Here is a 25,622-nt window from a genome sequence, read left to right as displayed (position 1 = left end):
TCAACGCCCTCTCAACAGTTTCATGGTGTTGCGACCGAACATTCGGCTGGCGGCCGGAGTCGGACGATCGGATTGGCCGAAACGCGCCTCGAGCCAGCGCTGGAAAAAGCCCCAGAGCGTGGTCAAGGCCAGGAAGTAAATGGCAACCACCAGATACAACTCGAACACCCGGAAGGTCGCCGAGGTCACCATTTGCGTGCTGAGCAACAACTCCTGCACGCCGATCACGCTGACCAGCGTGGTGTTTTTCAACATCACGTTGAACTCGTTGCCCAGCGGCGGAACGATGACCCGGAAGGCCTGCGGCAGGACGATACGGCGCATCAGCCTGGAGAACGTCATGCCCAACGAGCGTCCGGCTTCGTATTGGCCCTTGTCCACCGCGCCGATGCCGGCCCGAATGATCTCGGCCATGTACGCGCCTTCGTTGAGGCCCAGAGCAATGATCGCCGCCTGGATATTGCCGGGCACGATGAGCCAGCCAAGGTCCAGGTCTTCAAAGCGGAAAATCCCGCCCGCCGCCAACGCCGTGTACAGAAACACGATCTGCACCAACAGCGGCGTGCCGCGCATCAGCCACACATAAAAGCGCACCGGGTATTGCAACAGCGGGTTACTCGACAGCTTCATCAACGCCGCGATCAACCCCAGCACACAGCCGAGCAACATCGCTGACACACTGATCAGGCACGTCAGCCACAGCCCCGTCAGGTAGACATCACTGGGCTGTAACAGGTACTGCCAGAACACATCCCAATTGAAGTTCATCAGGTTCGTCCTCAGTCCAGTTTGTCGCTGCCGACATGCCATTTACTGAGGAGCGCTTCGTAACTGCCGTCGGCGCGCATGCCTTGCAAGACTTCGGTCAACGCGACCGTCAATTGCGGATCACTTTTGCGCACACCGAAACCGGTCAGGATGCGGTTGAAAGCAGGCACCGCTGATTGAAACAGGTCAGGGGCCAGTTGCTGGTAATGGCCGGCAGACTCGACCGTGGTGCCGAAAGCGTCCACCTGGTTGATGCGCAAGGCCTGGAACGCATCGGCGTCGACGTTGTAGACCACCAGTTTCATCGGTGCCTTGCCGGCCGCTTCGAGTTTTTCGTTCTCTTTGCCCAGCAGCACGCGGATGGTCGAACCGTTACTGACCGCGACCTTGAGCCCCGATAAATCTTCCAGCGTGCTCACCGATTTCGGATTGCCTTTGGGCACCACGATGGACTGGCTGGAATACATGAAGTTGACGATGTCGATCACTTCACGGCGCTCGGGTTTGTCGAACAGTTGATCGACGATCATGTCGCACTGTTGCGCCAGCAGCGCCGGGATCAGCCCGGCGAACGGAGAGATCCGCCATTCAACTTTTTTGCCACCCAGGCGCTGGGCAATCGCCTCGCCCATATCCACCTGGAGCCCGACCGGTTTTTGCTTCAGGTCAAACGACACCAGCGGCGGCGAATCCATGCCGGAGCAATAGACGATCTTCTCGCTCTTGCTTAATCGCTCGGGAAGTTCAGGAGCCGCCAGCGCCCATTGCGAGCAAAGGCTCAAGGAAAGGACAGCAGCTAACGCGCAAGGCTTGTGCATGGCAATACTCCAGTCAGGTGAGGTAACGGGGTTACGCAAAATCACAACAACCGCAAATCGCTAGGCAGGACGGCTCCTGTTACTGATGAGCCTCAAGAAACTGAATCAGGCGCGGAATCGTTCCTTCGATGTGCTCGCACACCACCGCCGCCGCTTTATCCGGATCGCCGGAACGCAACGCAGCCACGATCGAGGCGTGTTCGTCCCGGGCACTGCGGGGCTTGTCGGCGTGTTGCAGCCACAGGCGCATGTGCGGCTCAATCACCGAATACAGCGCCGAAATTTGCCGCATCAGGCGCGGGCGTTCACTCAGGCTGCACAGATATTCATGGAAGGCCCGATGACGGCTGACCCACTCGGCACCATCCTCGCGGTAGTCGTCCATCTCGTCGAGCAGACGCTCCAGATGGCTGAAATGGCGCTCGGTCATTTTGCCGACCGCCACCCGGATGGCGAGCCCCTCAAGGGCACTGCGCATCTCGAACACTTCACGCATTTCATCGATGTTCAGGCCCCGAACGATGGCGCCGCGATTGGGCCGCAACGTCACCAGGCCGTCGGCATCCAGACGGCGAAACGCTTCGCGCACCGGCATGCGGCTCATGCCGATTTCACCGGCGATGTCCTCGGCAATCAGCCGCTCGCCGGTGCGGTAACGTCCTTTGCAAATGGCCTCCAGGAGAAAGTTGTAAGCCTCCTCCTCGGCAGTGACAGGCTGGCGCTCGGTATAGGCAGGGGCGAATTTCATCAGTGCACCTTTTGTATTTTTGTATCCAATTATCCACAAAGCCAAAACAGCACATTGCGTGCCAGACTCAGCACATCGCTTGCAGGTAGTTGATTGGATTGAGATAACAGCCATCACGACGACGGGATACTTACGGGGACGTCGAGCAGGAACGAGTTGAAATGCCCCATCCTGTTACAGGGCAGCCTTAAAACGGTGCTGGTGGTAACACGGATGATCGCTACGCTTGGTTGGAAGACTTCGCGGCAAACCTTGAGTCGCAAAGTGAACAGGCGCCTTGGGGGCGAGGCGGTTTTTCTGCGCTCCTAAGGCCCTGCGCTTGCGTGTAAAGTAGCCGCCATAAAAATCTTGATCAGGAACCCAACCGTGGCTAAATCCTCCCTCGACATCAGTGCCAACTTCGACAGCGGCAACATCCAGGTGATCGACCTCAGCGACCCGCTCAAGCCCCTGCTGGCGATCCGTCCCGATACCAAAAGCAACCATTTCCAATGGTTCCACTTCAAGGCCAGCGGCCTGCATGTCGGCCAGGACCACTGGTTTCGCTTGAACAATGCCAGTCAATCCTCCTATAACAAGGCCTGGACCGGCTATCAGGCGGTAGCGTCCTACGATCACGTCAACTGGTTCCGCGTACCCACCATTTTCGAGGGCGACTGCCTGCGCTTCAGCCTCGAAGCCGAGCAGACCCACGCCTGGTTCGCCTACTTCGAACCCTACAGCCGTGGTCGCCACGACTGGCTGATCGAGCAGGCGCTGACCAAGGCCGGCACCGAACTGCTGGCCACCGGCAAGAGTGTCGAAGGTCGCGACATCCAGCTATTGCGCAAAGGCACCGGCGCCGAAGGCCAGCGCAAAGTGTGGATCATTGCCCAGCAACATCCGGGTGAACACATGGCCGAGTGGTTCATGGAAGGCGTGATTGAGCGCCTGGAAAGACACGACGACCCGGTTTTGAACAAACTGCTGGCCGGCGCCGACCTGTACCTGGTGCCGAACATGAACCCGGACGGCGCCTTCCACGGTCACCTGCGCACCAACGCCATGGGCCAAGACCTGAACCGCGCCTGGCAGAACGCCAGTCAGGAGATCAGCCCGGAAGTCTTTTTCGTACAGCAGCAGATGGAAAAGTACGGCGTCGACCTTTTCCTCGACGTCCATGGTGACGAGGAAATCCCTCACGTCTTCACCGCCGGCTGCGAAGGCAACCCCGGTTACACGCCGCGGATCGAAAAGCTCGAGGAGCACTTCCGCAGTCATCTGAAACGCACCACCAAAGATTTCCAGACCAGGTATGGCTATGTGCGCGATGAACCGGGTCAGGCCAACATGACGCTGGCCTGCAACAGCGTGGGTCAGAAGTACGATTGCCTGTCATTGACCCTGGAAATGCCGTTCAAGGATCACGACGATCATCCGAACCCGTTGACGGGCTGGTCGGGCAAGCGCTCGAAGCAGTTGGGCAAGGATGTACTCACCACCCTTGCGGATATGGTCGATACCCTGCGCTGATCACCCTTCAAGATCAAAAGATCACCGCCTGCCGCAGGCGGCGATCTTTTTCTCCATGGCTGCTAGCCGCGATCCTTGCCCCGCAGCATGCTGTCCAGCACATCATCGCGACGCACCCAGCCGTGAAACAACGCGGCTGCCAAATGTAGCAACACCGTCAGAAACAGCAGGTACGCCAGATACCCGTGAGCCTTGCGCAGGAACGCAAACACTTGCGCATTGGCCGGCACAATCGATGGCAACTGCAACGAACTACTGAGCATCACGGGCTCACCCGACGCCGAAATCATCGCCCAGCCCAGCAGCGGCAAGACCAGCATCAAGGCGTACAGCAACACATGCGAGGCCTTGGCCGCCAGCGCTTGCCAACCTGGCAGATCCGCCGGCAGCGGTGGTTGCGTGGTAGAGAAACGCACGACCAGACGCACGATCACCAACAGCAAGATCGCAACGCCCAAGGGTTTGTGCAGATGAATCAGCCATTCATGCCGCTCGGAGACCGAGGCGACCATGCCGGCACCGATAAACAGCATGGCGATGATCATCAGCGCCATCAGCCAGTGCAGCAGACGCGCCAAGGGTGCGAAGTGGTTGGGTTGAGTGCTCATTGCTGGGCTTCCTGTTTGGCGGCGGGCAACTGGCTGACTTCGCTGGTGCGACGCAGGTAGGAATTGGCGTAACCGGCTGAGCGAGTGGCGAGCAACGGGTCGTCGGAACCTTCGATGCCGGCGGGCAATACCAATGGGTCGTAGTTGATGTCACGGCATTCGCCATTGAGCTGCGGCTGGGTTTTTTCCAGCACCAGCGTGCCCGCGTTCAGCACCTTGCGCCCTTCGGGCCAGGCTTTGCTGGCGTCGTTCACTGGATCGCCAGGATTGGCCAGGATGATGTTCAACTGCCAACGCAACGGCCCTGCGGCAATGCGCTGAACCAGGTCTTTCTCCAGAAAGTCGCTCCCCTGCGGCACCGCAGCACCCGGCGCATCCTGAGTCACCGGCACCATGCTCCAGCGCACGGCCTGGCGTTGTCCGGTGGCGCTCACCAGATAGAAAGCGTTGACGCTGTTATAGGTCTCCGTGACGTAACTGGCTGAAGGCTTGGCGGTCTTGATCCAGGCCAGAAACGGGGCGGCTTCCGGATGTGCACCGAAAAACGCCGGCACTGCGGCGGGGTCCGGTTTGCCGGTAGCGGGTAGCGGCGACTGCGCCTGCTGCAATTGATAGAACGCCTCCGGCGTGCCCACCGGGAACACCGGCATGCTGTTCATCCCGGTACGCCACTGCTGGCCGTTGGCCTGAGTGAAGCGCAAGGCCATGCTGCGGATCGGCGCGGCACTGTCCGGCGCGTAAGGGTTGCCGGACCCCAAGGCGAAACGCCCCACCACCGGGGTCTGCGTTTCGTTGAACACCTGGGCGGTGGAGTAACTGCGAGCCTCGCCGCTGCTCTCGAAATGCCCGATCACGCACACACCTTTGGAGTGGTTGCGACGGAAACCCGGATGCACACCGTTGTTGGTTTCCAGCACGTTGATCAGTTTCTTCGGGGTCAGCCGCTGTGGGTCGAGGGTGCCGTTGACGTAGGCAAACGCCCCTGCCACGGCGGCAACGACCACGGCAATGCCAGCCAGGCGCAACGTCAGGCTCGCCGCACTCAAGGGTGGCCGGGTTGGCGGTGATGATCGATCTACCATGAAAGACTCCAGGGCCATCGGCCACAAGTGAGAAGAATCAAGCAGACGAACCGCTCGCAGGTTTATTCCCACGCGCGGTTTTTATTTTTTCTGACGTGGAATAACCTCGAATGCCGGGCGTCTTCCTGGTCCACAGTCAAGCGTAGTGACTAGCCAGAACTTCATGAACGATATCGACGAACAACTCAGAGAAATCATTCCCGGAATGCGGCGGTTTGCCGTGTCGTTGACGCGCAATGCCAGCAGCGCTGACGATCTGGTGCAGGCGAGCCTGGAGCGGGCACTCTCGAGTTGGGCCAGCAAACGCGCCGAGGGCGACTTGCGCGCCTGGCTGTTCTCGATTCTCTATCGGCAGTTTCTCGATGCGCACCGCCGCTCCCGGCGCTATGCGCGCATGCTCGAATTCTTCACCGGGCGTAATGATGCACAGCCTTCGGTGGAGCGCACCGTGATTGCACAATCGACCCTCAACGCCTTCGACCGACTGCCCACCGAGCAACGCGCGCTGCTGCTCTGGGTGTCGGTGGAAGGCTTGAGTTACAAAGAGGTCGCCGAGATTCTCGACGTACCCACCGGCACCGTGATGTCCCGCCTGTCCCGGGCTCGCCAGGCCCTGCGCCAACTCAGCGAGGGCGAAATCAACCGCCCTTCCCTGCGGAGACTCAAATGATCAGCATGCCCCCCAGCGAGCGAGACCTGCACGCCTACGTCGACCACCAACTCAGCGACGCCGACCGACGCCTGGTGGAGACTTTTCTGGCCACTGACCCGCAGGCGGCCGCGCAAGTGCGCGCCTGGCAGCGGGATGCCCAGGCACTGCGCGCAGCCTTGGGGGGGGCCTTGCAACACCCCTCGAACCCGGACCTTGATCCAGTCGTGATACGCCAGCGCCTCAAACGCCAATCCCGTCGACACCTGGCCAGTGCCGCGGCGCTGCTCATCGCCGTCAGCGTCGGCGGATTCAGCGGTTGGCAAGCGCGGGAGATGACACTGGCGAGCCCCCAACTGCCGATGACCGATGCCCTGCAGGCGTATCGCCTGATTGCCCAGCAAGGTCTCCTGCCGGCAGATTACAAAGTCGGCGACGACGGTGACATGCAGGGTTGGCTCGACCGCTACTTCACCCGGGCCAATCGCCTGCCCGACCTCTCGGGTGCCGGCTTCAAGCCGGCCAGCGGGCGTTTGCTGAGTACCGAGCAAGGCCCTGCGGCGATGGTGGTCTACGAGAACCAGGGCGGGCAGAAAATCAGTTTCTATGTGCGCCCGCCAGGGCCGAAAAACTTCCTGCTGCCCAGGGGCAGTCGCAGCGATGGCGAGTTACAGGCCGAGTACTGGTCGGGAAGTGGCTACAACTATGCGATGGTCAGCCCGGCGGATACACCGGCGGCGCGGATGCTCAAACAGACCACTCAGTTCTGATCACACCCCCTGTGGGTGCAAGCTTGCTCGCGATGACGGCCTGACAATCACTGAGATGGTGCCTGACAGACCGCTATCGCGAGCAGGCTCGCTCCCACACTGGATTTGTGTCGGATACAGAATTTGTGATCTACACCGATCAAATGTGGGAGAGCCTGCTCGCGAAGGCGACCTGACAGTCGCCACATCTTTCCCGCTATCATGTCGCCCATTTCCAGGGCCCCGCGCCCTCCCCTTGGTAAATGGCGAATCTGTTCATGCATACCCTTGCTCAATTGCGCGCCGGCGAGTTGTCGGGCATCACGCGGCTGGATCTGGCCGAAGGCCTGACCGAGTTTCCCCGGGAGATCTTCGATCTGGCGGATTCGCTGGAAGTGCTCAACCTCAGCGGCAATGCCTTGAGCGCACTGCCGGAGGACTTGCATCGCCTGACCCGTTTACGCGTGCTGTTCTGCTCCGATAACCGCTTCACCGAGTTGCCGGCCTGTGTTGGCCAATGCGCCGCACTGACGATGATCGGCTTCAAGGCCAACTGCATCGCCCACGTGCCCGCAGCGGCACTGCCACCGCTGCTGCGCTGGCTGATCCTGACCGACAACTGCATCGAGACGCTGCCGAGCGAGTTGGGAGAGCGGCCCTACCTGCAAAAGCTCATGCTGGCCGGTAACCGCCTGCAGGCGTTGCCGGAGTCGATGCGCAATTGTCATCGGCTGGAGCTGATCCGCATCGCCGCCAACCAGTTCACCGACTTGCCGCAATGGCTACTGACGCTGCCGAGCCTGACCTGGCTGGCCTATGCCGGTAACCCACTGGAAACCGAAGCCGATGCGGCCGCCCTCGACGCCACACCGCGCATTGACTGGTCGACATTGCACCTGGAGAAAAAACTCGGCGAAGGGGCGTCCGGGGTGATTCATCAGGCCGTCTGGCAATCGGCCGACCAACCGCCCATGGCCGTTGCGGTAAAGCTCTACAAGGGCGAAATGACCAGCGATGGCTCGCCGATGCACGAGATGAACGCCTGCATTACCGCCGGGTTGCACCCGAACCTGATTCGCGTCGAAGGGCGGATTGTCGATCACCCGCAACACACCGCCGGGCTGGTCATGCAGTTGATCCCGCCGAGTTTTCTCAACCTCGCCAGCCTGCCGAGCCTGGCGTCGTGCAGCCGCGACATTTACCCCGACGACCTGCGCTTCAGTGCGGCGGTGGCGCTGCGCATTGCCTCGGGCATTGCCTCGGTGGCCGAGCACCTGCACGGCCATGGCATCACCCACGGCGACCTCTACGGGCACAATATTCTGTGGAATGAGCAGGGTGATTGCTTGCTGGGGGATTTTGGCGCGGCGTCGTTCCACGAGATTTCCGACAGCCTTGAAAGCCGTGCCTTGCAACGGATCGAGGTGCGGGCGTTCGGGGTATTGCTGGGGGAGTTGCTGGAGCGGGTTGATTCGGGGTTCAGCGCTGAACAGCGTGGGGCGCTGGAGGATCTGGAGCGGCGTTGCTGTCAGCCGCAGGTACTGGCGCGGCCTGGGTTCAGCGAAGTCGTGCGGCAATTGGAAAGCCTGTGACCGCTGCGCGGTCAATCGCGAGCAGGCTCGCTCCCACATTAGATCGCGCCCGACCAGACAACTCGGTCAACTGTGGGAGCGAGCCTGCTCGCGATGACGGCCTGCCAGACAACAGAGCCGTCATTGACACAAAGACTTAACCCGCCAACCCGACGAACATATCCTGCACGTCGTCATGGTTATCGAGGCCTTCGAGGAACGCTTCGACTTCCGCCATCTGCTCATCGCTCAGGCCGCTGACCGGGTTTTTCGGCTGGTAGCCCAGTTTGGCCGACAGCACGGTGAAGCCTTGTTCCGGCAGGGCTTTCTGTACCGCATCGAGGTCGGTCGGCTCGGTCAGGAACAGGGTCGCACCTTCTTCACCCGGTTCGAAATCCTGTGCACCGGCTTCGATGGCGGCCATTTCCGGATCGGCGTCCGGGGTGTCCGGCGACGCTTCGATCATGCCGACATGGTTGAAGTCCCAGGCCACCGAACCGGAAGCCCCCAGCTGGCCCTTGCGGAACGCCACGCGGATCTCGGCGACGGTGCGGTTGATGTTGTCGGTCACGCACTCAACGATCAACGGTACCTGATGCGGAGCGAACCCTTCATAGGTCACGCGATGGTATTGCACGGTCTCGCCCAACAGGCCCGCACCCTTCTTGATGGCGCGATCCAGTGTTTCCTTGGGCATCGAAGCTTTCTTGGCCTGTTCAACCACCAGGCGCAAGTGCGCGTTGGTAGCAATATCAGCGCCGTTGCGCGCAGCAATGGTGATTTCCTTCACCAGTTTGCCGAAGATCTTGCCCTTGGCATTAGCTGCCGCTTCTTTGTGTTTAACCTTCCACTGTGCGCCCATTTCTCACTCTCTTATCTGTGGCAACTGTGGCGCCGAGACTTCTATTGGCCGACGCTTTGCGCAAGTTTATACGGCCTAAAGTTGGCAATCGACCAAAAAATCCCGACTTGCATCGACATCTTCACCAGCGGTTGTAGGGCGATTCGGAAATGTCGCTTTAGCGTGCCCGCAATGCGCCGGGGTTTCGTACGCTTTGCACCCTACTCCACAGCGGTAGCGAGTTCGATGCACAACGACAAGGAAAGTCCCACCACCCTGACGCTTCTCGACGACGACCTGAGCTTCCAGGTGGTCCGGTTCAGTGGTCATGAAGCTCTCAACCAGCCCTATCGATTCGACATCGAGGTGATCGGGCTGGCACCGGCCCTGAACCTTGAGCGATTGCTGCATCAACCGGCGTTCCTCGAATTCGGCCACGACCAAGGCATTCATGGCGTAATGCACAGCGCCAGTTGTGAACATCGAAGCGGACACCGGGTCGCTTACAAACTGGCGCTGGTACCCCGTGTCCTGGCGCTGGATCAGCAACGGTGCCGACGTATTTTCCAGCGTGCCAGCGTACCCATGATCCTGCGCCAGTTGCTGGAGGAACATGGGTTGCCCGCCGGCAGCTATCGTTTTGAACTGGCAACCGGGCACTACCCCCTGCGACCTTTTTGCATTCAGTACGAAGAAACCGACCTGGCGCTGCTGCAACGGCTGTGCGAGGAAGAAGGCATCCACTATCACTTCGAGCATCAACGCGACGGCCATGTGCTGGTGCTGGCCGATGACAGCCTGAGTTTCCCCCAGGAACCGCTGCTCATGTCGATGAGCAGCAGCGAACACCAGGAACCTGTGATCAGCGAACTGTTCCAGCGCCATGATGCTCCGCTCTCCCCTGTGCGCCCAGACGCCAGGAATCCGGGTACAGCGGACATCAGCGAAGGCGCAGCCAATCACTCGTTCGCCACGGCGAGGCACTGTCCCGCTGGCGAACAACAACATCGCGACCAGCTCAGTCGTCGACAACTGGAACGCCTGCGCTGCCGACACCTGCAGATCCACGGTCAAAGCAACCAGGGGACATTACGCAGTGGCGGGATCCTGCAGGTGGCCGAGCACCCGCTGGCGAATTTCAATGATCAATGGCTGGTTACCGAAATCCGTCATCAGGGCCGTCATTCATCCATTCTGCTCGATGACACACCCGACATGGCCCAGGGTTACCGCAATCAATTCAGCGCCATCCCCTGGTCTACGGTGTTCAGGCCGGCGCTCAAACAACCCAGGCCGAGTATCCCCGGGTATCAGCCTGGTCAGGTGTGCGGCCCGATCGGGCAACCGGCGGCAGTGGACGAGGATGGCCGGGTTCAGGTGAACCTCTGGCCCGCCACACCATCAGCCGCGGAGGCGTCCGACGGCCTGTGGCTACCGCTGGCGCTGACCACCGCCGAGGACTGGATCGATCCGGCCCGCTTGCCCGTGGCTGGCAGCGAGGTGCTGGTGATTTTCCTCGACAGTGACCCGGATCGCCCGGTGCTTTGTACGGCCATGGGCCCTCGGCCACAAGCTCACCGCCCTCGCCCGCGTGAGCCCCGTGGCGATACCCGCCTGCTGTTCGACTGGCTGCTCAACCGCTCGGACCTTGCGCACTGACGCTCAGCCCTTGTCAGCCTTGCCGGCCGCCGCAGCGAACTTCGCCAGACGCACGTCCAGATGCCGTGGCCGACGCCCATGATCCTCCGCGCGCTCCTTGCGGCGGATGGCGTTGCGCACCATCAGCGAGCCGATGTAGCGAATCGGCTCCGGCGGGAAAAAACCCAGCGGTCCATTGACCAGCGGCGAACGGGTCCAGGGGTTGTCCAGGCTCTGGACCATCGACGCCAGAATCTGCCCGCCCATATGGCAGGGACCGACACCGCTGCCTGAATAGCCAAAACCGTAGAACACATTGCCACTGGCGCTCATCTGCCCGAAGAACGGCAACCCGGTCACCGAGCGGTCGGATGGACCGTTCCAGGTCGCTTCGACCTTGACGTCGGCGAACGCCGGGAAGAAATCCGCCAGGCTGCTCTGCAACAAACCGGCGTAAGGCGAAGGTTGATCGAACACCGGCAGCATGCGCCCGCCATAAGCGAAGGTATTGCCGCCCTTGCCGAGCATGATCCGGCCGTCCGGAGTGTTGTGGTAGTAGTGCACGAAAATCCGCGAATCGAGCACCGTGACGCCGCTGGTCAAGCCGATTTCGTCGAGCAAGTCCGGCCGAGGCTCGGTGATCAGCATGTCGCTGGAAACGATCGCCACGCTGCGTTCGAACTGCGGGAATGCCCGGGCCATCCAGGCGTTCATCGCCAGCACCACACGGTCGGCGCGAATGGTGCCGTTGGGGGTTTGAATGCCTGCCGGCCTGCCCTCCTCAAGCCCGGTCATGGCGGTCTTTTCATGAATCTTCACCCCCAGTTGCAGGGCTACCCGGCGTAAGCCTCGCACCAGTTTTCCCGGCTGCACGCTGGCCGCGGCCGGGGAAAACCAGCCTTCCAGGTGTTTGTCGGAACCGGCCATGCGCTGCACATCGGCCACCGGCCGCTGGGTGAACGAGTTGATGCCGTTGCGCTCCAGCGCCGCGATCACCGCATCGGTCGAGCCGACCTGAGCACGATTGGTCGCGGTGTAGAGCGTACCGTCGAGGCGGTAATCGGCGTCCACCCCATACTGCTGGCAGAAGGCGCCGATGGCATGGATGCTGCGCTCGGACTCCTTGACCAGGCGCACGGCTTCTTCGACGCCAAACAAGCGCTCAAGGGTGAAATACTTGGCCGACCACGACAACGCACATCCGCCATTGCGTCCACTGGCCCCGGCACCGCAGATGTCCGCTTCGATCAGCACCACGTCCAGCTCGGGGTTCTGCTCCTTGAGCATGATCGCGGTCCACAACCCGGTGTAACCACCGCCGACGATACAGACATCGGCGCGGGTGTCGCCTTCCAGTGGCGGACAGGTTTCGGATGCATCAGCCTTCAAGGCCTGGTCCAGCCAAAAGGGTCTCATGGGGTCAATCTCCGGTCAGTTGCCCACACGCCGGCCTGCCGCAGGTGCAGCAGGCGACGAGGGACAGGATTCAGGTACGCAGGGGTTTGATGGTCATCGCTTTATTGGGTACATAGGCGAAGTGAGTACCCAGGCCACCGGGGCGGCTGTTCCAGTGCGGGATCAACACCAGCGCCGAAAACATGGCGCAACCGGCGAAGACAATGAACACGGTAACGGTGTCGAAGTAGCCCGGCAGCAGTCCGCCAAGAATCGCCCCGACCGAGCCGCAGCCGTTGACGAAACCGGCTGCCGTGGCGCCGGCCTTGGCGGTGCCGAAGTCGATGGCGGCCGCGCCGCTGATCATCGAGTCCGGTCCGTAGAGGGTCAGGCCCATGACGAACAGCAGCGCCACCACCAGCAGCACGCTGCCGGTATGCAGGGCGCCCATGAAAAACGCCAGGGACACAGTCAGCGCCAACAGGCTGATCACACAGGCCGGCATGCGCCGGGCGCCGAACAGTTTGTCCGAGGCCAGGCCAATCAGGATCGGCCCGAGCAACCCGGCCAGTTCAAACGCGGTCGGTATGATCGCCGCGCCGACCTTGCCCACCGAGGGCATCTGTTCGAAAACGATCACCGGCCCCCACAGCAGAATCGCGTAGCGCGCCGGCTTGAGCATGAAGTACGCCAACCCCAGCACCAGCACGGTGCGGTTGCGCAGGATTTCCTTCAACGGCTCCCACATGCTGATTTTGCTTTGCGCGTCGGCCTGTTCAGCGGTCAGCTCGGGTTCCGGCTCCACCGCCGGCAAGCCGACGTCTTCCGGTTTGTTGCGTTGGAAAATAAAAAACAGCACGGCGACCAGCCCAACCACCGCCGCACTGGAAATGAACGCCGCATGCCAGCTGCCGATGAGCGTGTACGCCCACCAACCGGCAAACGGCGAGGCTACCAGACCGCCAAAGGCGTAGCAGGAACTCCACAAGCCCAATACCCGCCCGCGTTGCTCGGAGGGAAAGAAGCTGCCGAGGTTCTTGCACAGCCCCGACCAACCGGTGGACTGCGCCAGGCCTTGTATCAGCATGCAGGTAGCGAAAATCGGTAAGGTTGCGAAGTTGCCCATCACCAGCGCCGCGCCGGCGGAAATCAGCAATCCGCCGAGCACCACCACACGCGGGCCAAAACGGTCTGCGAGGATGCCCCAGGTGAACTGACCGACGGCGTAGGCCGTCAGGTAGATGGCGTCGAGGTTGGCCATGGCCATTTTGTCGAGCATGAAGGTCGGGTCTTCGCCAATACCGAGCTTGGCGACCGAGAAGGCTTTGCGGGTGAAGTAGAACGCGGCGTAGGCGAGCCAGGTGATCGCGAAGATCTGCACGCGCCAACGCTTGATGGTGCCGATGTGCTTGTTCATTGTGGTTCTGACCTCAGGGTGTGAGTGTGCCGGCAGAATTGGAAGAAAACGCCTGTGTTTTTATTGTTGAGCACTGCGATATCGCCCTGTCCCTACGGCGGATACCGGTCAGATGAGTCCTGTAGTTGCACGCACAGGCTCATGGCTCCCGCTGCTGTTCGACTGACCAGTCACCGGGGCTGAGGTGGATAAAAACAATTACTGATTAATAAGTGAAATCGATTTATCGTATTTCAAATATAAGGTCAGCTTGTTACTGGAGATTCCCATGTCGGTGTCCCACGCCCAGCTCAAAGCTTTCCATGCCGTGGCGGTGCATGGAAGCTTTACCAAGGCCGCCGAGCGCCTGTTTCTGACGCAACCGGCGATTTCCGACCAGGTGCGCAAACTCGAAGAGCGCTACGGGGTTTTGCTGTTTCACCGCAACAAGCGTTCCGTGCGCCTGACCGACCTGGGCGAGCGCCTGCTCGGCGTGACGCAGAAATTGTTTGTCATCGAAGCCGAAGCTCAGGAGCTGTTGCAGGACTCCCAGGCCTTGCAGACCGGCAGCCTGATTCTGGCGGTGGATGCGCCGGTGCATGTGCTGCCGCAGATTGCCCGTTTCTGCGAACGCTACCCCGGGATCAGCGTGAAGATCGAAACCGGCAACACCGATGAATCGCTGTTCCGACTGTTCAACTATCAGGCCGACCTGGCGTTGCTGGGCCGTGACGTCAGCGATGAACGCCTGATTTCCCTGCCCCTGCGTAACGACCCGATGGTGGCGTTTGTGTCGCGCAATCATCCGTGGGCAGAACGCGAATCCATCACTCTCGCCGACCTCGACGACACGCCGCTGGTGTTGCGGGAAATCGGTTCGGTGACCCGGCAGACCCTGGAAGAGGAAATGGCCGGGGCCGGGTTTCGCATTCGCCCGGCAATTCAGGTTGAAGGTCGGGAAGCGGCGCGGGAAGCGGTGGTGGTCGGGATTGGGGTGGGCGTGGTGTCGGCTGCCGAATTTGGTGCGGATTCACGGGTGTGTGCGTTGCCGATTACCGATTGCAAACGCAGGCTGACTGAAACCCTGGTGTGCTTGCGCGAGCAGAGTTCGCGGCGGGTGGTGGCGACTTTTCTCGAGATGGTTCGCGAAAGTCTTGTGTAAGCAGGTCCGGCCCCATCGCTAGCAGGCTAGCTCCCACAGGAGATTTGCGTTGACCACAGATTATGCAGACAACACAGGACCACTGTGGGAGCCAGCCTGCTAGCGATGCAGGCAACTCGGTCTACCTGACTGGCGCCAACCCGAAAAACGCCTGGATCAAGCGCAAATTCCGCCGCCGCTCCATACAGCCAATCATGTGCCGATTCACCAACCCCTCGCCAATGATCGGCACCGCCGCCACCCGCGGGTCGTGACTGACCTCTACTGACGACACCACTCCCACCCCCAGTTCGGCGGCCACCGCCTCGGTCACCGCTTCGCGGCTGTCCAGTTCCAGCAACACCCGCGGATTGACCCTGGCCTGGGCACAAGCCTCATCGAAAGTGCGCCGGGTTATCGAACTCGGTTCGCGCAGCACCATGATCACCTGATCCAGCTCCTTGAGTTGCACGCCTTTGCTCTTCTGCGCCCAAGGATGCCCGTCGGGCACCAGCGCGCAAATCCGTGATTCGCTCAGCGCTTGCAGATGCAGTCCCTTGCGCGGCTCGACCTCGGTCAGCACCGCCACGTCGGCATGTTCGGACAACAACGCCGCCAGGGTTTCCTGCGCGTTGCCCAGGCGCAGGTTCACGGTGATCCCCGGATAGCGCGCCCGCAGGCTGGCGAGCATCGGCATGACCATGTGCGGGCCGTCCGCCGCTACCTCCAGGCGCCCGGTGAGCAATTGCCGGTTGGCTTCGAGCATCACCTGCGCCTCCTCGGCCAGACCGAACATCGCCCGGGTGATTGCCGCCAGTTTGGTGCCCTCCTCCGTCAGTTCCACCCGGCGGGCGGTGCGGCGCAGCAGGGTGATCTGGTAGTGCTCCTCCAGGGCCTTGATGTGCCCGGTAACCGCCGGCTGGCTGATGAACAGCCGCGCCGCCGCCCGGGTAAAGCTGCCTTCCCGGGCCACGGCATCGAAGGCGCGCAGCTGAAACAGGTTCATGAATAACCCTCACTGATGGCTGGCATAACAATAAACAATTTGATTGATAACACGGCAAATTGCAATTTAGGCACCAACGCTTCATCCCATCGATTGCGAGGACACGAGAATGAGTACTGCCGAACCCATCCTGCTCACCCCCGGCCCGTTGACCACGTCGGCCCGCACCCGTCAGGCAATGATGGTTGACTGGGGTTCATGGGATGACCGCTTCAATCAACTGACCGCCAGCCTCTGCGAGCAACTGCTGGCGATCATCAACGGCGCCGCCACCCACCACTGCGTGCCTTTACAAGGCAGCGGCACTTTCGCGGTCGAAGCGGCGATCGGCACGCTGGTGCCTCGGGACGGCAAGATTCTGGTACTGATCAACGGCGCCTACGGCAAACGCCTGGCGAAAATCTGCGAAGTGCTGGGCCGCTCCTTCAGCACGTTCGAAACCGCAGAAGACGAGCCGACCACCGCCGCCGATGTCGACCGCCTGCTGCGCGCCGATAGCGGCATCACCCACGTCGCCCTGATTCACTGCGAAACCAGTACCGGGATCCTCAATCCGCTGCCGCAGATCGCCCAGGTCGTCGCAGAACACGGCAAGCGCCTGATCATCGACGCCATGAGCTCCTTCGGCGCCCTGCCGGTGGATGCGCAGCAAGTGCCATTCGACGCACTGATCGCCGCCTCGGGCAAATGCCTGGAAGGCGTGCCGGGCATGGGTTTTGTCTTCGCTCGCAAAGAATCCCTGGCCAGCGCCGCCGGTAACTCGCACTCACTGGCGATGGACTTGCAGGACCAGCACGCCTACATGGCCAAGACCGGTCAGTGGCGCTTCACCCCGCCGACCCATGTGGTCGCCGCGCTGCACGAAGCCCTTCTGCAATACAACGAGGAAGGTGGCTTGCCGGCGCGACACGAACGCTACGCCGCCAACTGCCAGGCCTTGATGGAGGAGATGGGCAAACTGGGGCTGCGCAGCTTCCTGCCGACGGCTATCCAGGCGCCGATCATCGCCACCTTCCACGCCCCGCAAGATCCGCGCTACGCGTTCAAGGAGTTCTACGAGCGGGTCAAGGCCAAGGGTTACATCCTCTACCCCGGCAAACTGACCCAGGTCGAAACCTTCCGTGTCGGCTGCATCGGTCATGTCCAACCCGCCGAAATGCGCGAAGCCGTGGCGGCAATTGCTGAAGTGTTGCGCGAGATGGAAGTGCTGAAAATCTGACCCACACCGCATTCCCCTGTGGGAGCGAGCCTGCTCGCGATAGCGGACTGTCAGCCAACACATCCGTTGAATGTCAGGCACTCATCGCCAGCAGGCTGGCTCCCACAGTAAAAGCAGCCCCCATTAGCCAGTTGCCAAAGGATTTCCAGACATGAACTACACCAACCCAACCACACTGCAAGCCGCCATCCTCGACTGGGCCGGCACCGTGGTCGACTTCGGCTCCTTCGCCCCGACGCAGATTTTCGTCGAGGCCTTCGCCGAGTTCGATGTCCAGGTGTCCATCGAAGAGGCCCGAGGCCCGATGGGCATGGGCAAGTGGGACCACATCCGCACCCTGTGCAATCTGCCGGAGGTAGCCGAGCGTTATCGCAAAGTGTTCGGCCGCACGCCGAGCGACGATGACGTCACCGCGATTTACCAACGCTTCATGCCGCTGCAGATCGAAAAAATCGCCGAACACTCGGCACTGATCCCTGGGGCGCTGGAGACCATCGCCAACCTGCGCCAGCAAGGGATCAGGATCGGCTCCTGCTCCGGTTACCCGAAACAGGTCATGGACAAGGTCGTTGAACTGGCCGCCACCAACGGCTACGTGGCCGATCACGTGGTTGCCACCGACGAAGTCCCGAATGGTCGTCCATGGCCGGCCCAGGCACTGGCCAACGTCATCGCCCTGGGCATCGACGACGTCGCCGCCTGCGTGAAGATCGACGACACCGTGCCGGGCATACTCGAGGGTCGCCGCGCCGGTATGTGGACCGTGGCGCTGATCTGCTCGGGCAACGCCCTGGGCCTGGACTACGAAGGTTATCGCGCCTTGGGCCGCGACCAACTGGACAGCGAGCGCAAGCGCATCCACGGGATGTTCGAAGGCTCGCGCCCGCACTACATGATCGACACCATCACTGATCTGCCGGAAGTGATCGCCGACATCAACAAGCGTCTGGCCAACGGCGAAATGCCACAGTCCAGTTGATAGATCCCCGCATTGCCCTTGTGGGAGCCTGCTCCCACAAGGGCCTTTGTGCCGAGGTTACTCAGTGATCTTCTCGAAGTTGCGATAGAACATGTCGTCGTCGCGGCTGTCGGTCATCGAGTGCAACTGGTAGCTGCGATTGAGCCGTGCACCACCGTCCCGGGTCAGCGGCGACCAGACAAGATTGGCGCGGCGCATGGTCGACATGCTCATCAGTTCGTCGAACGGAATGGACAGGTAGATGCCTTTGTCGAAACTACCTTCGCCGTATTCAGCGCCGGTTGCGGTGGTGATCGTTGCCCAGGCACCAAACCGTACGCCGTTGGAAAACTCCCGTGAAATATCCAGCGTGCCGCCCCAGTCACCTGCCAGGTAACGCCCGACGCTGACGGCTGCCAGCGTATCGTAGGGCAAGTCGGTGTAGCCGGTGATGTGGCCGGTCAACACATCGTAATCACGCAAGCCAAAACCCTGGTCGAACTCACGCTGGCGGACGTAGTTCAGGTCCGCGCCCAACGACCAGCGCTCACCGGTCGGACGGAACAGCACCTCGCCCCCGACGCCGGCAAACATCGACTCCAGGTAGCCACCGTACACCATGCCATACAGGTCCTTGTCCAACTGCTCGACATGGCTGACCTGGAACAACGGCATGGTGACATCGGACGTGGTCATGTACTGGCGCAAGTCCGTGCGCACGCGGGGCAAGCCGCTGGGTGCGTCATAGGTGAACTTGTCGAAGTTGTTGATCAGGTTGGCACTGAGCAAGCCGCTCCACCAGGTGTTGCGGTTGAAGCGGTACTCCGCGTCCGCGTCGGCACTGAATTGATAGAGCAAGCCATCGGGGCCACCGACGTTCTGCTTGAAGCCCAGCCCGACGCCATAGGCGAATGGCTGCATCGCTTCGGTGTAGAGGGTTTTCTCGTTGTGCGGCATCGCCGGATTGATTTCGGTGGTGCGGTGCAGCGATTGCAACGGCTCCTCGTTGTTGATCACTTCGCGGAAAGTTTGCCGCGGCACGCTGGTTTCTTCCAGCGGCAGGTCGTAGCGCTTGTTCACCACGGTGAACCAGTCGATGTCGTCGTTGACGCTGTTGTCCAGAATCCGGCTCGCCCGGCCTACGGCCTTGGCCGAATGGAAGTAACGCTGCTGCTCGCCATACACGATCAACTCGGAATCGCGCTGGCTGATGCGCTCGACCTTGTACCCGGCATTTTGCTGCAGGCGCCGGGACACATCGGCCCAATCGACCTGATCCATCCCGGTGCTCGGCGCTTTCGCCGGCAAGGGTTCAGCCGGCGGATCGAACGTCTTGGCCGGCGCCTTGCGGCTGGCGAAGTTGGTGTGGAAGGTGACACCGAACATCGCCGTATTACCGCGCTCCCAGGCTGCGCTGAGGTCGATCGAGTCAGTTACTTTGAACACCGCGCCGAGGTTGATCGGCGAGTCCTGCTTGATCTGGTTGTCCTTCGGCTCGTGCTTGTAATCGTTGCCCTCGTATTCGAGTTTCAGGCTGAGACGATCCCAGGGTGTCTGGTAGCTCACTCCGCCGAAAAAGGAAGGGCTGCCGCGAAAATAGGCCCCGGCGTTGACATCACCGGTACCTTCGCTGTCGGGCCGGGTCTTGAAGCGGTCACTGATGTAGCCCAGCGGGTTTTCGAAGTCGCCGCGGTTGCCCAGGTAGCCCCAGGCAATGCCGGCGCTGAAATCGAAATTGTCGTAGCGCTTGTTGGCCACCACGAACTCACTGGAGAACAGGCCTGTACCACCGATGTCCCGGAAGCCCAAGGCCACCTCGGGCGCCCAATGGGTTTCTTCCCACAGGCGGGCCTTGAGGTCGACCGCCTTGTCCTTGTAGCTCTGGTTGCCGCTCAACGACTCGGGGCCATAGGGGCGGTTGGTGATCGCGGTGTAGCGAAACGAGCCTTCCAGCCACTCAAGTGGCTGGAGTGAAACGCTGTAGCGACTATAGGGCTCGGTGCGGTTGGCATTCAGGCTCAACTCACCGGCCGGCGCCATGCGCGCCGTCGGCGTTTGCAATAAGCCCGCGCCACCGAAATCATTCTGGGTAATGCGTGGTTCTGCATGAGCCAGACCACACGGCAATAACAATACGGCTGCAAAACGTAAATTCAACGAACCACCTCAGCCAGCTGCGTGGCAATAAATTCGGCCAACTGCTGATTCAGTTCAGGGATAGGCGGATCAAGATCATCGTTTTTGACCGGGACCAGAATCTTGCTGCCGGCGGCCGGTATCTGCCCGCTCTCGCGATTCCAGTGGGCAATGCCGACGCGCCGGGTGACGCCGTTGGGCTGGATCAACCACAGGTAATCGGCGTCCGCATCGACCAGCGGCGTGCAACCTTGCAGGTAATCACGGGCCTCTTGCAGCGCTTGATAGGGCAACCGACACGGCTCGGCGACAGCGCCGAGCACCTCGACTTCGTCGACCCGCAGCGGGTAGATGAGGCGATCGCCGTCGTCCAGGCGAATGTTGCGGGCAAACCCGACTTCCACGGCGACCGGGTCCAGAACAGCCACCTGGCGCCCGGTGACCGGCATGCGCCTGACTTGCTCGGCCAACCGCACCGCCAAGGCAGCCCGGCTCGGCCTGTCGAACAGCACGGCCATGCGCTGCAACACGTCCAGATCGAACAACACCCCGGCCTTGAGCCGGGTCTGTTGTTCGACCAGGGACTGACGCAGCAATACGCCCGCCAACCAGTAACTCTCGGCATTGGGCTGTGCCACGCTGATCACGTCCAGCAATCGCCCGCCCGCCGGCAGGTCGACCACCCCCGGGTTGGCAACGTCACCGGTGACGGTGACCGCTGCATGGCTGACGTTGGCGATCAACAGCAGGCACGCCGATAGAGCCCTGAGCCGCCTCACCGGGCATGCCTGCGGTCAGGGGTCAGTTGCACGATCTTGACCCGCAGTTGCGAGGTCAGTTGTTGCTCACTCTGCACAATGAAACCGTCAACGGGATCGACCCAGTAACGATTGGTCGCACGCAGGCCGATGGCCGGCGCGTCAATCTGCTCGTCGACACGTAGCACGGCGTATTCCTTGTTGAGGATTTCCAGGGTTTCCATGGACTGGCGGGAGAAGCGACTGTTCAAGATCACCCCGACTTCCTGGCCCTGATAGAGATCGATCCAGCGCTGGCTGGTGTAGCCATCGGGCACTTGATGGAGGCCTTGCTTGAAGGGCGAGACGTCGGCAAGACGCGTTCCGTCCAGATCGCCGTCCAGGCCCAGGCCGATGCTGCGCACCGCCAGGCCATCACGCATCAGCAGAACCTGTTTGCCGGACGCGACCCAGAACTGCAGGTCGCCGCGCTCACGCACCAGCGCCAGCACGCCGGAACCGGACGGCGTGGTCAGCTTGAGCTGGGGATAGCGTACATCCGCCACCTGGGCCGCCGTCACGTCCAGCTCATCCGGCCCCGTCACCGCTGACTTGAGGTTGGTCATCGAAGCGACCATCAGCGGGTTACAGCCACACAACATCAAGGCCGCTATCAAGCAGACGCCAACATTCAACGTTCTCACGATCGGACCCGGCCTTAATTGCTGTTGCTGCTGACTTCACTCATGTTCTTCGCCGCGGAAGCACCCGTACCGACAATCGATGCCGACGGCACCAATTGGCTGATGAAGCGATTCCAGCGAGTCACGTTGGCAGGACCTACGTAGACAACGTCCTGGGGACGTACTTCAAAGTGCGTGGCCAGCGCCATGGCAGTCGGGGATTGGGCTTGCAACTGGTAGACCTTCGCCGGTTCCACATCGAGGTTTTCAACACCCCTGATCACGTACACGGCGTTACCGTTGGAGGTGGTCTGACTCAATCCACCGACCGAGCCCAGCACATCGGACAGGTTCATGGTGGCGGTCTTGAAGCTCAGTGCGCGGGGCTGGTTGACCTCGCCCATGACGTAGATGCGCTTTTTGTCGTTGTATGGCAGATACAACTGATCGCCACCCTTGAGGTAGACGTTCTGCAACTCGGAATCCGGCTGGTTGAGCGTGTCGAGATTGAGCGTGTAGACCCGCCCGTTTCGTGTCAGCAACAGACCGGACAAATCGGCACTCGCCGTATCGATACCGGCGGAACCGAGGGCCTCGACCACACTGAGCGGGTTGGTGGAAATCGGTTGCGGACCGGCCTTCGAAACGGCGCCCGTCACCACGACTTTCTGACTGGAAAAACGCAACACGGCGACATCCACTTGCGGTTCGGCGATGAAGGCCGACAGCCTGGTTTCGATGTCCGATCGCAGTTGCTGGACGGTTTTTCCGGCCGCCTGAACCTCTTTGATAAACGGGTAGTAGAGCGTGCCATCGGCACGGACCAGACGACCGTTGGCATCGATCTGCTGTTGCGCGCCGGAGGGTGCCGTCAGCTCCGGGTGATCCCAGACCGTGATGTACAGGACATCGTTACTGCCGATGCGGTACTCGGCCGGGGCCGCCAACAATTCTGCCGGCACGGACTCACGCTTTTGCGTGACCCTGTTCATGGAAATGAGCTTGGGCGTGATCGGAATGAGCTCGACCCGGCTGCTCTCGCTGGCGCCCTGGCGCGTGATATCACTGGTGCTCAGGTATTGGCCGGGGGAAAACATGCAACCTTGTAAAGCGATGCTTGCCAACATTAAAAGAGAAAAACTACGAGTCATAATGGCACTACGCTATTCAAGGGCGAATCTAAAAACAAAGTCACCCGATTTGCATCGGGCGACCTTGTACTGCACCAACAGGTGTTTCAGTTAGTTGTGCGTACCGGTTGTACCCGTGGTACCTGTCGTACCCGTCGTACCGCCGTTTGCACTTCCACCACTGTTGGACGCCGCTACAGCACTGGCGACCATTGCAGTACTGGCTGCAGTGGCTTGAGTCGCCGCCACGTTACCCAATACATTGGTCGCAGTTGTAAGCGGCGCTTCTACCGCAGACGCCCAGTTGCTCAACATCGTCAACAGGGCAATTGCCATCACTTTCTTCATATCAACTCCTTTCTAACATTCAACCTGATCGAAATCGGGCATTACGTTAGAGGTGGTAGAGTTCAAGTCCGCGAAAAGTGCGAACAAGATCCGTTGTTCTTTCACAGTCTTACCCAACTGATAAAAGTCGAACGGCAGGTTTATATCTACGGGCTTGCAAAAGGCATGGCCAGTGTATTTTCCCGACGATATCTAACAACCTGACCAGAAATAACATTAGGCTAAAACGCCATCATCCCAGATAGCCTTTGGGGTGATTCGATTGCCAGCGCCAGGTATCCGTGACCATGTCCTGCAAGTTGCGCGTGGCCTTCCAGCCCAGCTCTTTCTCCGCCTTGGAAGGGTCGGCCCAGCTCTCGGCGATATCGCCCGAGCGACGCGGCATCATTCGATAGGGCACCGCCTGACCGCACGCCTGCTCGAACGCCCGCAGCACTTGCAACACGCTGTAACCATCGCCCGTGCCCAGGTTCCAGGTATGAATGCCGGTGCGCCCGGCGATGGACTGCAAGGCCTTGAGATGACCGTCCGCCAGGTCCACGACGTGGATGTAGTCGCGTACCCCGGTGCCGTCGACCGTGGGGTAATCGTTGCCGAAGATCGACAACTCTTGCAGGCTGCCAACCGCCACCTGGCTGATGTAGGGCACCAGGTTATTCGGAATGCCACTCGGGTCTTCGCCCAGATGGCCGCTGTCATGCGCGCCGATCGGGTTGAAGTAACGCAACAGCGCGATGCTCCAGCGCGGCTCGGCCAAGGCCAGGTCGCGCAGCACATTCTCGACGATCAACTTGGATTGACCGTAGGGATTGGTCGGGATGCCCGTGGGGAAATCCTCGCGGATCGGCATCTGCTCCGGCTCGCCGTATACCGTGGCCGACGAACTGAACACCAGGCGAAACACCCCCGCAGCGGCCATCGCCTGACACAGCGTGATGCTGCCGCTGACGTTGGTCTCGTAATACTCAAGGGGCTTGCGCACGCTCTCGCCCACGGCCTTGAGACCGGCAAAATGCAGGACGGCATCGATGGCATGCTGCTGGAAAATCCGGTCCAGCAAGGCCCGGTCGCACACATCGCCGCGAATCATCAGCGCACTCTTGCCGCAAATGGCTTCCACCGCGTGCAAGGCCGCGTCGCTGCTGTTGCAAAGATTATCCAGCACAACAACTTCATAGCCTGCTTCAAGCAGTGCGAGCGTGGTGTGCGAACCGATGTATCCAGCTCCACCCGTTACCAGAATTTTCATAGCGCGGTCCATAGTGGGAAAAGTGCGAAGTTGCGTGTCAAGCCCCTCTTGTTAAAGGTGTGTGCTGCACCACACAAACAAGAGCGACAACAACCAAAAACAAAATTAGTTCAACGACTGGCAATAAATATTTTTTCAGGCCAAACTGTATTGCGGAATACTTATTAGCATTCCGACGCACTCACCACTATCAACAGATACCGACTAAAAATAACCAACAACTATCAACCCGACATCTCATAACATTGTTGCGTTATCCGCACATTGCTATTTGCCACTAGTGGCCATACTCAGGTATTAAAGTAAGCCTTCAATAAACATTGAAACTTGCAATCACTCGTTATTGCGCGCACCCGTTGGCTGTGTTCCATGACTGTCCAGGATACTTTTATGATTCGTAAATGTTTGTTCCCCGCTGCCGGCTATGGCACTCGTTTCCTGCCGGCGACCAAAGCCATGCCCAAGGAAATGCTGCCGATCGTCAACAAGCCATTGATCGAGTACGCCGTTGAAGAAGCACGGGACGCCGGCCTGCAACACATGGCGATCGTCACCGGGCGGGGCAAGCGCGCGCTGGAAGACCACTTCGACATCAGCTATGAGCTGGAGCACCAGATTCGCGGCACCGAGAAAGAGAAGTTCCTGGCCGGAACCCGCGAGCTCATCGACACCTGCACCTTCTCCTACACCCGCCAGGTGGAAATGAAAGGCCTGGGCCACGCCATTCTCAGTGGCCGCCCGCTGATCGGCGACGAACCCTTCGCCGTGGTACTGGCCGATGACCTGTGCCTGAACCTGGAAGGTGATGGTGTCCTCACCCAAATGATCCAGCTCTACAAGAAATTCCGCTGCTCGATCGTGGCCATCCAGGAAGTCCCCCGCGACCAGACCCACAAGTACGGCGTGATTGCCGGCGAGCCGATCTCCGACGGGATCTACCGGGTCAACAACATGGTGGAAAAACCGGCCCCGCAGGACGCCCCGTCGAACCTGGCGATCATCGGCCGCTACATTCTGACGCCGGATATCTTTGACCTGATCGCCGACACCGAACCGGGTAAAGGCGGGGAAATCCAGATCACCGACGCGTTGATGAAACAGGCGCAGAACGGCTGTGTGCTGGCCTACAAGTTCAAGGGTTTGCGCTTCGATTGCGGCGACGCCGAGGGTTACTTGCAGGCGACCAACTTCTGCTACGAAAACGTGTACTTGAAGGGCCGCTAAGACGGCTCCAACACCC

General features: G+C 60.6%; 24 protein-coding genes. 9 read left to right on the top strand and 15 right to left on the bottom strand.

The annotated features are described in order from the left end of the window. The 3 genes from ACM6J5_RS05515 to ACM6J5_RS05505 form a co-directional block, all read right to left on the bottom strand. A complete protein-coding gene (locus tag ACM6J5_RS05515) occupies positions 1-768 on the bottom strand; it encodes an amino acid ABC transporter permease (RefSeq protein WP_414927977.1) in 768 nt (255 codons plus the stop codon). 11 nt (positions 769-779) lie between these two features. Next, a complete protein-coding gene (locus ACM6J5_RS05510) occupies positions 780-1,586 on the bottom strand; it encodes an ABC transporter substrate-binding protein (protein WP_150671785.1) in 807 nt (268 codons plus the stop codon). A 79-nt stretch (positions 1,587-1,665) separates the two neighbouring features. Further along, positions 1,666-2,334 (bottom strand): GntR family transcriptional regulator, encoded by a 669-nt coding sequence (locus tag ACM6J5_RS05505; protein ID WP_414927976.1) that lies wholly within the window; start codon positions 2,332-2,334, stop codon positions 1,666-1,668. A 366-nt stretch (positions 2,335-2,700) separates the two neighbouring features. Here ACM6J5_RS05505 and ACM6J5_RS05500 point away from each other — a divergent pair, with 366 nt between their 5' ends. Then, complete coding sequence (locus tag ACM6J5_RS05500) at positions 2,701-3,846, top strand: M14-type cytosolic carboxypeptidase (RefSeq protein ID WP_414927975.1); 1,146 nt, start codon at positions 2,701-2,703, stop codon at positions 3,844-3,846. Between the two features lie 62 nt (positions 3,847-3,908). Here the strand turns inward: ACM6J5_RS05500 and ACM6J5_RS05495 are convergent, their stop codons facing one another. After that, positions 3,909-4,454 carry a cytochrome b gene (locus ACM6J5_RS05495; protein WP_095943348.1) on the bottom strand — a complete coding sequence of 182 codons (546 nt, stop codon included), beginning with the start codon at positions 4,452-4,454 and terminating at the stop codon, positions 3,909-3,911. Further along, positions 4,451-5,536 (bottom strand): catalase family peroxidase, encoded by a 1,086-nt coding sequence (locus ACM6J5_RS05490; protein WP_150671787.1) that lies wholly within the window; start codon positions 5,534-5,536, stop codon positions 4,451-4,453. Before ACM6J5_RS05490 ends, ACM6J5_RS05495 begins: the two co-directional genes overlap by 4 nt. A 163-nt stretch (positions 5,537-5,699) precedes the next feature. On the opposite strand from ACM6J5_RS05490, the gene ACM6J5_RS05485 reads away from it, so the two are divergent. The 3 genes from ACM6J5_RS05485 to ACM6J5_RS05475 all read left to right on the top strand — a co-directional run bounded on the left by ACM6J5_RS05485 (position 5,700) and on the right by ACM6J5_RS05475 (position 8,526). Continuing rightward, a complete protein-coding gene (locus tag ACM6J5_RS05485; protein ID WP_414927974.1) occupies positions 5,700-6,206 on the top strand; it encodes a sigma-70 family RNA polymerase sigma factor in 507 nt (168 codons plus the stop codon). Beyond that, positions 6,203-6,955: an anti-sigma factor family protein gene (locus tag ACM6J5_RS05480; RefSeq protein ID WP_414927973.1), complete on the top strand. Its 753-nt coding sequence runs from the start codon at positions 6,203-6,205 to the stop codon at positions 6,953-6,955. Before ACM6J5_RS05485 ends, ACM6J5_RS05480 begins: the two co-directional genes overlap by 4 nt. 257 nt (positions 6,956-7,212) lie before the next feature. Beyond that, positions 7,213-8,526, top strand: a complete 1,314-nt coding sequence (locus ACM6J5_RS05475; RefSeq protein ID WP_414927972.1) for a leucine-rich repeat-containing protein kinase family protein — start codon at positions 7,213-7,215, stop codon at positions 8,524-8,526. A gap of 136 nt (positions 8,527-8,662) precedes the next feature. Here ACM6J5_RS05475 and ACM6J5_RS05470 read toward each other — a convergent pair whose 3' ends face one another. Next, positions 8,663-9,367: a YebC/PmpR family DNA-binding transcriptional regulator gene (locus ACM6J5_RS05470; protein ID WP_008051121.1), complete on the bottom strand. Its 705-nt coding sequence runs from the start codon at positions 9,365-9,367 to the stop codon at positions 8,663-8,665. Positions 9,368-9,592: 225 nt separating this feature from the next. Here ACM6J5_RS05470 and ACM6J5_RS05465 point away from each other — a divergent pair, with 225 nt between their 5' ends. Beyond that, positions 9,593-11,005 carry a type VI secretion system Vgr family protein gene (locus ACM6J5_RS05465; RefSeq protein WP_414927971.1) on the top strand — a complete coding sequence of 471 codons (1,413 nt, stop codon included), beginning with the start codon at positions 9,593-9,595 and terminating at the stop codon, positions 11,003-11,005. Between the two features lie 3 nt (positions 11,006-11,008). Here the strand turns inward: ACM6J5_RS05465 and ACM6J5_RS05460 are convergent, their stop codons facing one another. Together ACM6J5_RS05460 and ACM6J5_RS05455 are read right to left on the bottom strand one after the other, a co-directional pair. Next, on the bottom strand, positions 11,009-12,400 hold the full coding sequence (locus tag ACM6J5_RS05460) for an FAD-dependent oxidoreductase (RefSeq protein ID WP_414927970.1): 1,392 nt from the start codon (positions 12,398-12,400) through the stop codon (positions 11,009-11,011). Between the two features lie 70 nt (positions 12,401-12,470). Beyond that, complete coding sequence (locus ACM6J5_RS05455; RefSeq protein ID WP_150671792.1) at positions 12,471-13,796, bottom strand: MFS transporter; 1,326 nt, start codon at positions 13,794-13,796, stop codon at positions 12,471-12,473. Positions 13,797-14,064: 268 nt separating this feature from the next. On the opposite strand from ACM6J5_RS05455, the gene ACM6J5_RS05450 reads away from it, so the two are divergent. Continuing rightward, positions 14,065-14,937 carry a LysR family transcriptional regulator gene (locus tag ACM6J5_RS05450; RefSeq protein WP_095943340.1) on the top strand — a complete coding sequence of 291 codons (873 nt, stop codon included), beginning with the start codon at positions 14,065-14,067 and terminating at the stop codon, positions 14,935-14,937. Positions 14,938-15,058: 121 nt separating this feature from the next. Here the strand turns inward: ACM6J5_RS05450 and ACM6J5_RS05445 are convergent, their stop codons facing one another. Next, on the bottom strand, positions 15,059-15,922 hold the full coding sequence (locus tag ACM6J5_RS05445) for a LysR substrate-binding domain-containing protein (RefSeq protein ID WP_095943339.1): 864 nt from the start codon (positions 15,920-15,922) through the stop codon (positions 15,059-15,061). A gap of 109 nt (positions 15,923-16,031) precedes the next feature. On the opposite strand from ACM6J5_RS05445, the gene ACM6J5_RS05440 reads away from it, so the two are divergent. Together ACM6J5_RS05440 and phnX are read left to right on the top strand one after the other, a co-directional pair. Beyond that, a complete protein-coding gene (locus ACM6J5_RS05440; RefSeq protein ID WP_150671793.1) occupies positions 16,032-17,141 on the top strand; it encodes a 2-aminoethylphosphonate--pyruvate transaminase in 1,110 nt (369 codons plus the stop codon). Between the two features lie 151 nt (positions 17,142-17,292). Continuing rightward, positions 17,293-18,120 (top strand): phosphonoacetaldehyde hydrolase, encoded by an 828-nt coding sequence (phnX, locus tag ACM6J5_RS05435; protein ID WP_414927969.1) that lies wholly within the window; start codon positions 17,293-17,295, stop codon positions 18,118-18,120. Between the two features lie 57 nt (positions 18,121-18,177). Here the strand turns inward: phnX and ACM6J5_RS05430 are convergent, their stop codons facing one another. The 6 genes from ACM6J5_RS05430 to galE form a co-directional block, all read right to left on the bottom strand. Next, complete coding sequence (locus ACM6J5_RS05430) at positions 18,178-20,256, bottom strand: YjbH domain-containing protein (RefSeq protein ID WP_095943336.1); 2,079 nt, start codon at positions 20,254-20,256, stop codon at positions 18,178-18,180. Then, on the bottom strand, positions 20,253-21,014 hold the full coding sequence (locus ACM6J5_RS05425) for a capsule biosynthesis GfcC family protein (protein WP_095943335.1): 762 nt from the start codon (positions 21,012-21,014) through the stop codon (positions 20,253-20,255). Before ACM6J5_RS05425 ends, ACM6J5_RS05430 begins: the two co-directional genes overlap by 4 nt. Next, a complete protein-coding gene (locus ACM6J5_RS05420; RefSeq protein ID WP_095943334.1) occupies positions 21,011-21,676 on the bottom strand; it encodes a YjbF family lipoprotein in 666 nt (221 codons plus the stop codon). The genes ACM6J5_RS05425 and ACM6J5_RS05420 overlap by 4 nt, the downstream gene beginning before the upstream one ends. A gap of 14 nt (positions 21,677-21,690) precedes the next feature. Beyond that, positions 21,691-22,752, bottom strand: a complete 1,062-nt coding sequence (locus ACM6J5_RS05415) for a polysaccharide biosynthesis/export family protein (RefSeq protein ID WP_150671797.1) — start codon at positions 22,750-22,752, stop codon at positions 21,691-21,693. A 144-nt stretch (positions 22,753-22,896) separates the two neighbouring features. Then, positions 22,897-23,133 (bottom strand): hypothetical protein, encoded by a 237-nt coding sequence (locus ACM6J5_RS05410; protein ID WP_046038091.1) that lies wholly within the window; start codon positions 23,131-23,133, stop codon positions 22,897-22,899. Positions 23,134-23,365: 232 nt separating this feature from the next. Then, positions 23,366-24,382: a UDP-glucose 4-epimerase GalE gene (gene galE / locus ACM6J5_RS05405; protein ID WP_095943332.1), complete on the bottom strand. Its 1,017-nt coding sequence runs from the start codon at positions 24,380-24,382 to the stop codon at positions 23,366-23,368. A 390-nt stretch (positions 24,383-24,772) separates the two neighbouring features. Here galE and galU point away from each other — a divergent pair, with 390 nt between their 5' ends. Beyond that, the gene (gene galU, locus ACM6J5_RS05400; protein WP_046038087.1) at positions 24,773-25,606 is read left to right on the top strand and encodes a UTP--glucose-1-phosphate uridylyltransferase GalU; all 834 of its coding nucleotides are present in this window, start codon (positions 24,773-24,775) and stop codon (positions 25,604-25,606) included. The last annotated feature ends 16 nt before the right edge of the window (positions 25,607-25,622 follow it).

The organism is Pseudomonas sp. IT-P74 (assembly GCF_949768175.1).
Classification (GTDB): domain Bacteria; phylum Pseudomonadota; class Gammaproteobacteria; order Pseudomonadales; family Pseudomonadaceae; genus Aquipseudomonas.
This window is presented reverse-complemented; position numbering and strand designations above follow the sequence as displayed.

Bases quoted from the DNA above. Each gene is read 5' to 3' on its own strand.
- ACM6J5_RS05475 (WP_414927972.1), top strand. From the start codon at position 7,213: ATGCATACCCTTGCTCAATTGCGCGCCGGCGAGTTGTCGGGCATCACG.
- ACM6J5_RS05495 (WP_095943348.1), bottom strand. From the start codon at position 4,454: ATGAGCACTCAACCCAACCACTTCGCACCCTTGGCGCGTCTGCTGCAC.
- ACM6J5_RS05470 (WP_008051121.1), bottom strand. From the start codon at position 9,367: ATGGGCGCACAGTGGAAGGTTAAACACAAAGAAGCGGCAGCTAATGCC.
- galU (WP_046038087.1), top strand. From the start codon at position 24,773: ATGATTCGTAAATGTTTGTTCCCCGCTGCCGGCTATGGCACTCGTTTC.
- ACM6J5_RS05485 (WP_414927974.1), top strand. From the start codon at position 5,700: ATGAACGATATCGACGAACAACTCAGAGAAATCATTCCCGGAATGCGG.
- ACM6J5_RS05460 (WP_414927970.1), bottom strand. From the start codon at position 12,400: ATGAGACCCTTTTGGCTGGACCAGGCCTTGAAGGCTGATGCATCCGAA.
- ACM6J5_RS05410 (WP_046038091.1), bottom strand. From the start codon at position 23,133: ATGAAGAAAGTGATGGCAATTGCCCTGTTGACGATGTTGAGCAACTGG.
- ACM6J5_RS05455 (WP_150671792.1), bottom strand. From the start codon at position 13,796: ATGAACAAGCACATCGGCACCATCAAGCGTTGGCGCGTGCAGATCTTC.
- ACM6J5_RS05440 (WP_150671793.1), top strand. From the start codon at position 16,032: ATGAGTACTGCCGAACCCATCCTGCTCACCCCCGGCCCGTTGACCACG.
- ACM6J5_RS05480 (WP_414927973.1), top strand. From the start codon at position 6,203: ATGATCAGCATGCCCCCCAGCGAGCGAGACCTGCACGCCTACGTCGAC.
- ACM6J5_RS05415 (WP_150671797.1), bottom strand. From the start codon at position 22,752: ATGTTTTCCCCCGGCCAATACCTGAGCACCAGTGATATCACGCGCCAG.
- ACM6J5_RS05490 (WP_150671787.1), bottom strand. From the start codon at position 5,536: ATGGTAGATCGATCATCACCGCCAACCCGGCCACCCTTGAGTGCGGCG.
- ACM6J5_RS05505 (WP_414927976.1), bottom strand. From the start codon at position 2,334: ATGAAATTCGCCCCTGCCTATACCGAGCGCCAGCCTGTCACTGCCGAG.
- phnX (WP_414927969.1), top strand. From the start codon at position 17,293: ATGAACTACACCAACCCAACCACACTGCAAGCCGCCATCCTCGACTGG.
- ACM6J5_RS05465 (WP_414927971.1), top strand. From the start codon at position 9,593: ATGCACAACGACAAGGAAAGTCCCACCACCCTGACGCTTCTCGACGAC.
- ACM6J5_RS05510 (WP_150671785.1), bottom strand. From the start codon at position 1,586: ATGCACAAGCCTTGCGCGTTAGCTGCTGTCCTTTCCTTGAGCCTTTGC.
- galE (WP_095943332.1), bottom strand. From the start codon at position 24,382: ATGAAAATTCTGGTAACGGGTGGAGCTGGATACATCGGTTCGCACACC.
- ACM6J5_RS05450 (WP_095943340.1), top strand. From the start codon at position 14,065: ATGTCGGTGTCCCACGCCCAGCTCAAAGCTTTCCATGCCGTGGCGGTG.
- ACM6J5_RS05445 (WP_095943339.1), bottom strand. From the start codon at position 15,922: ATGAACCTGTTTCAGCTGCGCGCCTTCGATGCCGTGGCCCGGGAAGGC.
- ACM6J5_RS05515 (WP_414927977.1), bottom strand. From the start codon at position 768: ATGAACTTCAATTGGGATGTGTTCTGGCAGTACCTGTTACAGCCCAGT.